Here is an 11,529-nt window from a genome sequence, read left to right as displayed (position 1 = left end):
TCCGCTCCCGGCCGCGCGGCCCCCCGCCAGCGCCCCGCTACCAGCTCACCACGAACCGAAGCGCGTCCGGCGAGCGCACGTCCACGGCGACCGTCGGCTTGGCCCCGTACCCCATGACGAGCGCCTCGAAGTTGCCGAGCGGGTACTCCAGCACGCCGCGGTAGCCGCTGATGTCGATCTGCACCTCCGACGGCCCCAGCTGGCGCGCCCGCGCCGTCGGGCCCTTCGTGAGGGCGCCGAGGCTGCCCGTGTAGCGCATCAGCGCGGCGCCCGGGTCGGTGGCGAGGTGCATCGTGATCCGGCCGAGCGCGCTCTCCCGGAAGGCGGAGACCTGCTGCCGGGCGAGGCGGCGGTAGGCCTCCCGCGAGCTCCGGTTCGGGTGCGACAGCCGCGCGGCCGCGTCGTAGAGCCGCAGGAAGTCGCGCATCGGGTAGTCCGAGAACGGCAGGTAGAGCCCCCCGCGCGGGGGGCTCGACAGGGTGGCCACCACCTGCGTGAAGCGCTCCCCGAGCGTCGCCGCGAGCGCGTTGAAGAACATCCCCTTCACCGCGTGGAACTCGGGGACGCTCGCCAGCACGGCCTCGATATCGATGTTGCCGAGGAGCGAGTCGGACGGACGCACCTCGAAGGAACCGCCGCTCGACCCGGCGAACGGGCCCTCGCCGACCGTCACGCTCGCCGGCATGATGCCTCGAGTCACCGTGCGCAGGACACCGCTCCTGGGGACCGGGGTCTCGCCTGCTTGCACGCGCTGGTCGCTGCGGACCTCTTTCATGGGGAGCTCACCGCGGAAAGTCCTCGACGCAACGGACCGCTTGCGGCAGCCACCGCAGCGGAGACAGTGCTCTTCGTTCTGCAATGGCCATGCCCGCCGTCTCCGGAGCGCTTCACCGCACGAACGCGGGGGGTGGTCGCGGATTTTCCTTGCATGGATGCAAGGCCGCTTCAGGCATGCAAGCGGCGGCGTTGCTCAGGGCGGTTCGGGGCTCCGCTCCAGCCGGGCGCGCGCGTACGCCCAGGCACAGATCCACGCGATCGTCGCGCCTGGAAGCCTGGAATCTCGGCCCCGGGGACACACCGCGTCAGCGCACCGGGAGACCGAGCTCGCGGAGCTCCGCCTCGCGCAGCGGCAGCTCCTCGGCCAGGAAGAACTCGTCGAGCTGCGGCGGCTGGACGCGCGTGCCCGAGAGCATCGCGTGCGCCTGCCCGCGGTGGTGGATCTGGTGGACGAAGAGGTGCAGCAGCACGCCCCCCACGCGATCGACCTGAACGTGCGCCTCGCGCTGAATTTGCACCTCGCCGTCGAGCGCGGCCTCGTCCGGGAGCGCTTCGCAGAAGGCGATCAGCCGGCGATCGGCCTCGCGCTGCGCCTGGCGCAGCGCAGCAAAATCGGCGAACGGCTCCATGTCCGCGAAGAGGGTGAGGCCGCGTCCGCCGCGCTCGAGCGCGTCCAGGTAATACCAGTCGACCAGCAGGATGTGCGTCAGCGTCTTGTGGATCGACGGGAAGAAGCTGGTCCGCTCGGCCGTGAGCTCGGCGGAGGAGAGCTCGGCGCACGCGCGGTGGAGCCGGTGGTTCGACCAGGCGTTGTTCCGGGCCATGGCGCGGAACGTGGTGAGTGTGTCCATGCGCGGGAGTATCGCGCGCCGCGCACCTCCGGTCATGCGCGCCGGCAGGGGCGCCGAACGGCCGCTGCTGACAGCACGGTGTCAGCAGCCCGGTCGTAGGGTGCCGTCGAGCGCGGGCGGAGGGCCCGCGAGGAGGACGACCATGAAGACAGGGTTCGGCGGCGCGATCGTGTATGTCCCCGATGCGGTGGCGGCAGCGGCGTTCTACGAGCGCGCGTTCGGTATGGAGCGCAAATTCGTCTCCGACAGCAACGCCTACTGCGAGATGCACGGCGCGCTGCCGCTCGGGTTCGTGCAGGAGGCTTTCGCGCAGGAGGGCATCGGCGCGTTCGAGAGGAACCGGCGCGAGGCGAAGCCCGCGGGGATCGAGCTCTGCGTCGTCAGCGAGGACGTCGACGCGGCGTTCGCGCGCGCGGTCCAGGCCGGGGCCGCGCCCGTGGCCGAGCCACACGACAAGCCGTGGGGCCAGCGCGTGTCGTACGTGCGCGATCTCAACGGCGTGCTCGTCGAGATCTGCTCGCCCTGGAGCGTGCCCTGAGGCCGGGCGGCGCCCGGAGCGCGTTCGCCGGCGTACATCGCGCCGGAGCGCCGCGTCGGAGCGCCGTGTCGGGCGCGCGGGCGCGCGCGGCAGGCCCTTGCCGCCCCCGCGGCGGCCTGCTTAACCTCCGCGCGTGAACGCGAACGGCCGGACACGAGCGCCCCTGCTCGTCGCAGCAGCGCTCGCCCTGCTCGCGGCGGGCCCCCTGGGCCTCGACGGCGGGCCCGCGGCCGAGGCGAAGGAGAGCGTCCAGGGCAAGGCGAAGACGAGCAAGACCAAGGCGCGCAAGACCAGGACGAAGAGCGTCCTGTGCCGCCTGCAGAAGCCGCAGAAATTCCTCAAGCGGCGCACCTTCGTCCGCAAAGGGGTGCTCAACCCGAAGAAGCACGCGAAGGCGGTGCGCTACCTCGCCGAGCACTACGGCCACGTCGAGACCGAGGAGACGCGGCGCCATAACCCCGAGAGCGCCTACTCCCACGCCACGACCGTGCGGTTCATGGGCCTGCCGATCTCCATCCACGAGAAGATCGCGCCGGCGCTCCACTGCGTGGAGAAGCGGATCCGCAAGACGTGCCGCCGCAAGGCCAGCCGCTACACGCCGCGCGCCGTCGGCGGGTTCCGCACCGCGAACAGCTACCGCGGCGCGGAGATCTCCAACCACCTGTTCGGGATCGCCATTGACATCGACCCCGACCGGAACCCGTGCTGCGGGTGCGTCGATCCGTGGCCCACGAGCCCGCTCTGCCAGGAGAAGAAGCGCAGCGCCTACGAGCGCACGGCGCTCTCCCGCTGCTGGATCAGGGCGTTCGAGCGCTACGGCTTCGACTGGCTGGGCCACGACGAGCTCGAGGACACGATGCACTTCGAGTTCCTCGGGAACCCCGACCGCATCAGGGCAAACTAGCACGATTGCGGGAAGTTGCCCCGGATCAGCGGAAGAACCGCCATGGCGTCATGGCGGCTCACCTCTCGGCCCGACTTCCCGCAGCGGCGCTAGGGCGTTCTTCCCTGCTGGCGCCGGGCGAGCCGGCGCGCGCGCCGCTCGGCCGCGGCCTCGGCGAGGCGGCGATCCTCGTCCGTCTCCAGCCGCAGCGGCGGCACCGCGGTCGGCCGCAGCGACGCGTCGACCGCCACGAGCGTCACGAAGGCCGTGACCATGGGCCAGACGTCGCCCGTCGCCGCGTCCTCGCCCTCGACCGACACCAGGATCTCGAGCGACGTGCGGAACGTGGCCGTCACCCGCGCGCGCAAGCGGACGACCTGCCCGACCTTGATGCCGCGGTCGAACGAGAGGTCGTCGATGCCGGCGGTGATCACCGTGCTGCCCGTGTGCCGCTGCGCGCAGATGGCGGCGCACAGGTCGATCCAGGCGAGCACCTGTCCGCCGAAGATCGAGCCGAGCGCGTTCGCGTGCGTCGGCAGGACGTACTCGGTCATCGTCGTGACCGAGTCCGCGGCGCGCTTGTCGTGGTGGGCCTTCACGCGGGAGGCGTATCACGGGCGGCCCCCCGCGTCAGAGCGCGCTGGCCCGCCCGCCGACGCCTCAGCTCGTGGTCGACGCCCGGTCGGAGCCCGACCCGGCCGCCGGCTTCGGCGGGCCCGTCGGGAGCGTGGCGTCGTCCTCGAGGCGCACCAGCGAGACCTTGAGCCGCGCGAAGATCGCCTCGGCGCGCTCGTTCATCGCCATCGCCTCGCGCCGCGCCGCCATGTTCGCGACGAAGCTGCGGTCGGTCGTCAGGAACCTCGCGTAGGCCTGGAAGGTGCGCGCGAGCTCGAGCTCGTTCCCCGTCTCCTCGAAGATGCTCACCGAGCGCGCGAAGTAGGCGCGCGCGCTCTTCGTGTGCGCGCTGCCCCAGCCGCCCGCCGCCGTGATCTCGCCGAGCGTCCGGAGGGCGACGCCGAGGTGCACCTTGCTCCGGACCGACGCGAACAGGTCGACCGCCCGGCTGATCGAGTCGCGCGCCTTCTCGAGATCGCCGCGCAGCATGTGGGCCTTGCCGAGCGCGCGCCGCGCCTCGGCGAGGCCGAGCCGGTCGCCGAGCTCGTCGCAGAGCTCCTCGGCCTCCTGCAGGACGCGCACCGCCTCGTCGGGATCGCCGCTCCGGTAGTACGACCCGCCCATGTTCGTCAGGATGAGCGCCGTGCGGTTGCGATCGCCGATCTGCCGCGCCACCTCCAGCGCCTCCCTGAACAGCTCCAGGGCGCGGCGATCGTCGCGCTGATCCTGGGCGAGCGTGCCGAGGTTGTTCAGGCTCATCACGACGCCGAGCAGATCCGAGATCTCGCGCCGGATCGCGAGCGAGCGCTCGAACGTCGCGAGCGCCTGCTTGACCTCGCCCGAGTCCTGCATGGCGAGGCCCAGGTTGTTGAGCGACAGCGCGATCGAGCGGCGATCCCCCATCCGCTCGCGGCGGACGAGCGCGTCGCGCAGCCACTTCAGCGCCTCCTGGTACTCGCCCCGGAGCCAGTGCAGCTTGCCGATGTCGTCGATGGTCGAGGCGACCCCCCGCTCGTCGCGCGCGCCCTCGAACAGGCGGAGCGCGGTCGTGAGGTGCTTGCCCGCCTCGTCGAGCGAGCCGCTGTCGCGGTACAGCCGCCCGATGCGGTTGTGGGCCGCGCCGCCCTTGCGCCGGTTGTCGAGCCGGTAGGCGAGCGTCAGCATCTCGCGGAAGGCGGCGAGCGCGTCGTCGATCCTGCCGGCGAGCTGCAGCACGTCGCCGTAGTCGTGGAGGGCGTCGATGCGCCGCGCGACGTGCGCGTCGCCGAGCAGCGCCAGCCCGCGCGCGTAGTACTCCGCGGCCTTCGCGTTCGAGTAGCGCCCGCGCGCCACGTCGCCGGCGTCGAGCAGCGCGAGCCCCGCCCGCACCGCGTCGCCGACGCGCTCGCGGTGCGTCGCGAGCTGCGCGAGGAGCTCCTCGCTGGCGCGCACCGCCACCTGCTGCTCCAGCCACTCGGCGATCGCGTGGTGGTACCTGCGCTGGGCCGCGGCGCTCATCCGCTTCTGGAGCGCCTCGCGCTCCTTGTCGTGCACGAACACGTACTCGTCGGAGCCCGCGAAGCTCGACTCGCTCTGCTTGCGCAGGTAGCCGCGGTCGCACAGCGCGCGGAGCGCGGCGTGGATGCGGTCGAGGTCCCGGTCGCTCTGCTCCTCGCCCCACAGCTCGGGCGCCTGGCAGCCGGCCCGGCCGAGCACGAACAGCGCGCCGCTCCAGAACACCGGGCCGATGGTCGCGGCCTGCTCGAGCAGCTGCCGGCTCTCGTGGTCGAGCGCCGCGAGGCGCACGTTCACGGCGTCCTCGACCGTCATCGGGAGGCTCGCGGTCGACAGCTTGCCGAGGTGCACGCGCCAGCGCGGCCCGCCCGCGGCGTCGGGCGCGAGCTCCTCGAGCACCCCCTGGTCGTGGCAGATGCAGACCATCTGCTCGAGCAGCGCCGGGTTGCCGTTCGCGAAGGCGCACGCCGCCTCGACGAGCTCGGGCGGCGCGCCCGCCTCGGCCTGCGGCTCCGAGCCCGCGGCGTCGGGGACGAGGTCCTCGCTCCCGCGCGCCACGCACGGCGCGAGCAGCGCCCGCGAGAGCTCCGCCGCCTCGGCCTCGCGGAGCGGCGTGAGCTCGATCAGCGTGTGCCGCCGCTCGCCGAGCTTGCCCCAGTCTTCCTGGCGGGTGAGCAGATCCGGGCGCGCCACGCAGAGGACCAGGACGGGCCCGGTGAGGTACTCGACGAGGTAGCGCAGGAGCGCGAGCGAGTCGTCGTGGGCCGCGTGGAGATCCTCGAAGCAGAGGCACACGGGGCCGTGCGCCGCGTCCGCCTCGAGGAACGCCTTCAGGACGGCGCGGCGGATGAGGTCGGCCTGCGCCGGGTCGTCCTGCACCGCCCGCGTGAGGGGGCTGTCGCCGAACGCGAGCCCGATGAACTGGCCGAGGAAATAGATGACGTCCCCCACCTTGCGGTCGTCCATCACGTGCGCGACCTGCGCGCGGACCTCGGCGCGGGCGACGTCCTTGTCCGCGCCGTCCAGGAGGCCGAAGCGCGCGCGCAGGAGCCGCGCGAAGATGCCGTACGCGGACGGCAGGTCGCGGGCGCTGCCGGCGTAGACGCGCAGCGGTGATGCGCCGCGGCGCCGCTCGAGGAACTCGTGCACGAGCCGGCTCTTGCCGATGCCCGGCGGGCCGACGAGCGTCACGGTCCGGGTGGAGCGCTCCTCCTCGACCGCGTCGAGGGCGCGGGCCAGCGACGAGAGCTCGGCCTCGCGCCCGATCAGCGGTGCGCGGGCGGGCGGCGCCGCGCCAATTGCACTGTCCTCTCGGCTCATCTGGCAGGTCTCCACGTCCCCGGGGGCCGCGCTCGGGACACGATGCCTGGAGCCTATACCAGGTTCGGCTTCGGTGGCGCGTGCGGTAAGCTGCGAGGCGTGGACGCCGAGGGAACGGGGACGCCGCGGAGCGCAGGCACCACGGCGCGCGATGCCGCCGAGATCCGCGGGCGCATCACGGCCTGCTTCAGCGCGGTCGAGCTGCGCCGGTTCGCCGAGGAGCTCGGCGAGCCGGGCATCCCGTGGGACCGCGGGATCCAGGGGGCCACGCATGAGCTGGTCCGCCGCTTCGAGCAGCGGGGCGAGCTCTGGGGGCTGGTCGCGCAGCTCCGTCAGGTGAGGCCGCTCGTCGAGTGGCCCGACATGCCGACGGTGCCGCCGCCCACGTCGCTCGCGCGGGCGGCCGCGGACATCCCGCGGCCGGCGCCGCTGCCGAGGATCTCGCCGCTGCCGGTCGCCTCGCCGCCGCAGCACGCCCCGACGCTGGGACCACCGCCGATCCCGCCGACGACGCGGACGCCGGCCGTCCCGGGGGCGGCGCTCACGAGGGCGCGCTCGCCCGACGCCCGCGAGCCCGCGCACGGTCCGCCTGGAGCTCCGGGCGCCGCCGCGGGACCGCCGGATCGGGGGTCGCGCCGCATCGATCCGAGGCTGCTGCTCGCCGCGCTGGGGCTCGTGGTGGCGAGCCTGATCGTCGCGTTCCTGATGGGCAGGGCGTCGAGCGAGCCGACAGGAGAGGCGGCGCGAGCGGGCGAGCCGGCAGGAGAGGAGGCGCGAGCGAGCGAGCGGGCCGGAGAGCCGGCGCGAGCGAGCGGCGCGCCGACCTCGTCGCGGCCTGAGGGGATCGCGGCGCGCGCGGCCGCCGCGGTCGCGCGGCGGGTCGAGAGCGTGGCGCGGGTGTGCGAGATCCCGCCCGGGCCAGCGGACGACGTGATGCGCCGCGCCTTCGAGCGCTGCGGGCCGGCGTCCCTCGCCGCGCAGCGCGCGGGGCGGGCAGCGCCGGCAGCGCCGCCCGGCCAGCCCGCCGCGGAGGAGGCGCGGGCCCAGCCGGCCCGCGCTGCCGCGGCGGCGCGCGCGCCCGCAGCGGCCGGCAACGCCGGGTGCCTGGGCGCCTGCGAGCGGCGACACCGCGCGTGCCGGGCGAGCGAGTGCGGCGAGGAGCCCACCCAGAGCAGCCAGTACCAGCGTTACCAGGCCTGCCTGTCGACGTGCCTCGAGCGGGCCTCCAAGTGCCGCCTCGGGTGCCTGTGACGCCAGGCTTCAGGCCGGCGGACGGCCGCGCCGCATCACGTTGACCGTGGCGGTCGGCTCGTGCTCGGGGCAACCGGTGCGACCGGATCGGCTCGGGTCGAAGTCGATGCGGAGGCAGGTCTTGCAGACGCAGAGATAGGCGTCGTGAAACGCGCGGTGGCTCAGGATATCCGCGGCGAACAGGCTGAGGACGATGTCGCCGAGCTGCTCGTCCTCGCGCGGGCACGGCTCCCAGAGCGCCGGATTCCCGGCCCGGCGCACGCGCGCGCCGGCGATGGCCGCGGTGAGGAAGCGATCGTCCGCGGCAGGAGGCATGAAGGCGCGGAGCGAGGCGAGCACCCGGTACCGCGCGGCCTCGACGATCTCCTGGAGCTCGGGCTCGTCCGCGCCGGCGGGCGCGGCCGGGCCGAGCGACACCGGCAGCGAGAAGGCCTCGGTCACGTGCGTCGGGCGCCGCATCCACCCGGGCCGCACGAGGTGCTTCTCGAACCACCCCGCGAGCGCCGGCGCGCTCCGCGGCGGCTTGTCGATGAACGTCAGCGCCGCGAGCAGCGCGCGGCGATCGTGTTCGCCGGCGACGAGCGATGGAGTCGATGGAAGGGTGGGAATCGAGGTGTGCGAGACCGCTTGCCGCATGAGCACCCCCTGTCCGTCGCAGTCTGCACGAGGCCTTCCGCCCAGGGCCAGCAGCCGCAGCGCCCGTACCGAAGATTGCGGGCGTCCCCGCGACGCGACGCAGCGTATCCATCTGTCCAGGCCGCCTGCGATGTCCCTGCTGCCTGCGATGTCCCTGCGCCGGCGGCGTCCCTGCTGCCTGCAGGGCGTGCGCAGGGGGCGCGGCGGGGTCAGTCCGTGATCTTGAGCGCGCCGCTGTCGTCGAGCGCGCGCCCCGCGTCGAGGCCGTCGGAGTCGGCCTCGAGCGCCTCCTGGGTCGTGGACGGCCGCAGGAAGGACAGGTCGACGGCATCCCTCGGCGGCTGCGCGGCCGCGCGGGCGGCGGCGGGGGGCAGCGCCTCTCGCGCTCCGGCCCGCTCCTCTCGCGGGGCGGCGCGGCGCGCGCCTCGCTCGCGGCGCGCGGCCGGTGGCGGGTCCGCCCGGCGCCCCTCCTGCCTGGCAGGATCGCGCCGGCTCGATCCGGCCTCGCGGGGCCGCTCCGGCGCGGGGCGCGCGGCCGGCTTCCGGGCGCGCGCGCCCGGGGTCCGGCGCGGCGTCGCCACCTTGCCTGCGCTGGCCACCCTCGCCGCCTGCGCGCGCGTGCGGGACGAGGGCGCGTTCTTCGCGAGCTCGATGCAGCGGCCGCGCGTGGCGCGGGGGCAGGAGATGCGCACGTGCATGTGATCGTCGTGCGGCTCCCCGCCGGTCGGCTGCATCATCGCGAGCTGCGCGCGGACGATCAGGGCGCGGGAGACGCCGATGCGCTTGGCGTAGGTGATCAGCGCGTGCCGCAGCGGATCGGCGATGAAGATGTGGCTCACGTGGGCGCGGGGGTCGGTGAGCAGGTGCTGCACGAGCAGCCAGTTGCGCGGCAGGTCGAAGCGCACCCCGGGCCGGCTGGTCGAGGCGAGCCGGGCGTTGAACCGGAGGAACGTCGGCGCGTGGACCTGCTTGCCCCGGGCGTCGAGCGCGTAGAAGCCGAGGTCGACGTCGCGGCCGCTCTCGTGAGAGCCGTGGCGGTGGACGTCGCCGCCGCCCTTTCGCGACAGGTCGCCGACCTCGAGCACGGCGCCCGGATAGCGCCTGGCCACGCCGCGCGCCGCGCGCTCCACCATGCCGACGAGCGCCGGCAGCCCCCAGCGGACGTCGGCGCGGGCGTAGGCGGGGACGACGCGGATCTCCTTGCGCGAGGTGTCGAGCCGCACGCCGCCCTCGAGGCGCCCGTCGTTGGGGTGGCCGACCGACACGGCGGGGATCCGGGGCGCGCGGGTCTTCGCGGGCTCGGCTGCCCGCCCGGCGCCGCCCCCGCGGTGGCGGCGGGCGTCGGCCGGCTCCTTCGCGCGCCGCGCGCGCGGCGCGGCGGGGCGCGCGCGCGCGCCCGCGGCGGACCGCGCTTGCTGCGAGCGCGCCGGCGCCTCGGGGGCCGCTGCGGCTGACCGGAGACCGGGGAGAGAGAGCGCCAGGATCGTGAGCAGCAGCAAGAGCGGTCGAGGCACACCGGTCCGTTACGGGGTTTCCAGAGGGTGGGCCAAGAAGCCGGCGTGCCCTGGCCGACCGGCGGGACCGCATCGCTCTGAGGGGAGCGCGACCGGCCTGGCGGACGCCGCCGCGCCGCCACCGCGTCGCGTCACGAGGGGGCGGAAGCGAAGCCTTTTGCCGCGCGGCCAGTTGGGCTACCTCTTGGGCGGCCATGGACAAGGTCTACAAGAGCGCCCTGGATGCCGTGCGCGACATCCCGGGCGGAGCCACCCTCCTCGCGGGCGGATTCGGCCTCTGCGGCATCCCGGAGAGCTGCATCGCGGCGCTCCGCACGCTCGGCACGAAGGATCTCGTGGTCGTGTCCAACAACTGCGGGATCGACGGCTTCGGGCTCGGGATCCTGCTCCAGAACCGCCAGATCCGGAAGATGATCTCGTCGTACGTCGGCGAGAACAAGGAGTTCGAGCGGCAGTACCTGAGCGGGGAGCTCGAGGTCGAGCTGACGCCGCAGGGCACGCTGGCCGAGCGCATCCGCGCCGGCGGCGCCGGGATCCCCGCGTTCTACACCCCGACCGGGGCCGGCACGGCGATCAGCGAGGGCGGGCTGCCGGTGCTCTATCACCCCGACGGCACCGTCAAGAAGTACTCCGAGAAGAAGGAGATACGGCGGTTCGACGGCCGCGACTACGTGCTCGAGCCGGCCATCCGCGGCGATTACGCGATCATCAAGGCCTGGAAGGGCGACCGGTTCGGCAACCTCGTCTATCGCCACACCGCCATGAACTTCAACCCGATGATGGCGATGGCGGCCAGGGTGACGATCGCCGAGGTCGAGGAGCTCGTCGAGGTCGGCTCGCTCGACCCGGACCACATCCACACGCCCGGGATCTTCGTGCACCGGATCTTCCAGGGCGAGCGCTACGAGAAGCGGATCGAGCGGCGCACGGTGCGCAAGGCGCCTTCGGCCTGAGCCGCGCGCGGCGCAGGGACAGGGGACACGATGGGACTCACGCGGGAACAGATCGCGCAGCGCGCCGCGCTGGAGCTCAGGGACGGCTACTACGTCAACCTCGGCATCGGCATGCCGACGCTCGTCGCCAACTACATCCCCGCCGGGATCGAGGTGGTGCTGCAGAGCGAGAACGGGCTGCTCGGCATCGGCCCCTACCCGATCGAGGGCGCCGAGGACCCGGACCTCATCAACGCGGGCAAGGAGACCGTGACCATGCTCCCCGGCTCGGCGATCTTCTCGAGCGCCGACTCGTTCGCGCAGATCCGGGGCGGCCACATCGACCTCGCGATCCTCGGGGCCATGGAGGTCTCGGAGAAGGGCGATCTTGCCAACTGGATGATTCCCGGCAAGATGGTGAAGGGGATGGGCGGGGCGATGGATCTCGTGGTGAGCGCGAAGCGGGTCGTCGTGGTCATGGATCACGCGGCCAAGAACGGCGCGCCGAAGATCCTGAACGAGTGCGCGCTGCCCCTCACCGGGCGCGGCGTGGTCCACCGGATCATCACCGATCTCGCCGTGCTCGACGTGACGCCCGAGGGGCTCGTGCTGCGCGAGCTCGCGCCCGGCGTGAGCGCCCGCGAGGTGCAGGAGAAGACACAACCAACCGTCCGGGTCCCCTCCGACGTGAAGGAGATGGCCCTGAGGAGCGCCTGAA

At 73.6% G+C, this 11,529-nt stretch carries 11 protein-coding genes; 5 read left to right on the top strand and 6 right to left on the bottom strand.

The genetic code is table 11. The features are described from left to right. Nucleotides 1–37 precede the first annotated feature (37 nt). Nucleotides 38–775, bottom strand: a complete 738-nt coding sequence (locus WMF31_RS10925) for a DUF2378 family protein (protein WP_436601873.1) — start codon at nucleotides 773–775, stop codon at nucleotides 38–40. Between the two features lie 307 nt (nucleotides 776–1,082). Beyond that, a complete protein-coding gene (locus WMF31_RS10920; protein WP_436601872.1) occupies nucleotides 1,083–1,628 on the bottom strand; it encodes a DinB family protein in 546 nt (181 codons plus the stop codon). Between the two features lie 142 nt (nucleotides 1,629–1,770). On the opposite strand from WMF31_RS10920, the gene WMF31_RS10915 reads away from it, so the two are divergent. Both WMF31_RS10915 and WMF31_RS10910 read left to right on the top strand, forming a co-directional pair. Continuing rightward, nucleotides 1,771–2,166, top strand: coding sequence for a VOC family protein (locus tag WMF31_RS10915; protein WP_436601871.1), 396 nt, complete (start codon nucleotides 1,771–1,773; stop codon nucleotides 2,164–2,166). 133 nt (nucleotides 2,167–2,299) lie between these two features. Beyond that, a complete protein-coding gene (locus WMF31_RS10910; RefSeq protein ID WP_436601870.1) occupies nucleotides 2,300–3,070 on the top strand; it encodes a M15 family metallopeptidase in 771 nt (256 codons plus the stop codon). A gap of 89 nt (nucleotides 3,071–3,159) precedes the next feature. Here WMF31_RS10910 and WMF31_RS10905 read toward each other — a convergent pair whose 3' ends face one another. Both WMF31_RS10905 and WMF31_RS10900 read right to left on the bottom strand, forming a co-directional pair. After that, entirely contained in the window at nucleotides 3,160–3,648 is a 489-nt protein-coding gene (locus tag WMF31_RS10905) for an acyl-CoA thioesterase (RefSeq protein WP_436601869.1), read from the bottom strand. Between the two features lie 61 nt (nucleotides 3,649–3,709). Next, nucleotides 3,710–6,478, bottom strand: a complete 2,769-nt coding sequence (locus WMF31_RS10900; protein ID WP_436601868.1) for an ATP-binding protein — start codon at nucleotides 6,476–6,478, stop codon at nucleotides 3,710–3,712. Nucleotides 6,479–6,577: 99 nt separating this feature from the next. Here WMF31_RS10900 and WMF31_RS10895 point away from each other — a divergent pair, with 99 nt between their 5' ends. Further along, nucleotides 6,578–7,729 (top strand): hypothetical protein, encoded by a 1,152-nt coding sequence (locus WMF31_RS10895; protein WP_436601867.1) that lies wholly within the window; start codon nucleotides 6,578–6,580, stop codon nucleotides 7,727–7,729. A 9-nt stretch (nucleotides 7,730–7,738) separates the two neighbouring features. Here WMF31_RS10895 and WMF31_RS10890 read toward each other — a convergent pair whose 3' ends face one another. Further along, the gene (locus WMF31_RS10890) at nucleotides 7,739–8,365 is read right to left on the bottom strand and encodes a hypothetical protein (protein ID WP_436601866.1); all 627 of its coding nucleotides are present in this window, start codon (nucleotides 8,363–8,365) and stop codon (nucleotides 7,739–7,741) included. 209 nt (nucleotides 8,366–8,574) lie between these two features. Further along, nucleotides 8,575–9,879 carry a penicillin-insensitive murein endopeptidase gene (locus WMF31_RS10885; protein WP_436601865.1) on the bottom strand — a complete coding sequence of 435 codons (1,305 nt, stop codon included), beginning with the start codon at nucleotides 9,877–9,879 and terminating at the stop codon, nucleotides 8,575–8,577. Nucleotides 9,880–10,073: 194 nt separating this feature from the next. Between WMF31_RS10885 and WMF31_RS10880 the strand changes: the two genes are divergently transcribed. Together WMF31_RS10880 and WMF31_RS10875 are read left to right on the top strand one after the other, a co-directional pair. Continuing rightward, a complete protein-coding gene (locus tag WMF31_RS10880) occupies nucleotides 10,074–10,832 on the top strand; it encodes a CoA transferase subunit A (protein ID WP_436601864.1) in 759 nt (252 codons plus the stop codon). A gap of 30 nt (nucleotides 10,833–10,862) precedes the next feature. Beyond that, nucleotides 10,863–11,528, top strand: coding sequence for a 3-oxoacid CoA-transferase subunit B (locus tag WMF31_RS10875; RefSeq protein WP_436601863.1), 666 nt, complete (start codon nucleotides 10,863–10,865; stop codon nucleotides 11,526–11,528). The last annotated feature ends 1 nt before the right edge of the window (nucleotide 11,529 follow it).

Source organism: Sorangium sp. So ce1036 (genome assembly GCF_051369805.1).
Taxonomy (GTDB): Bacteria; Myxococcota_A; Polyangia; order Polyangiales; family Polyangiaceae; genus Sorangium; species Sorangium cellulosum_F.
This window is presented reverse-complemented; position numbering and strand designations above follow the sequence as displayed.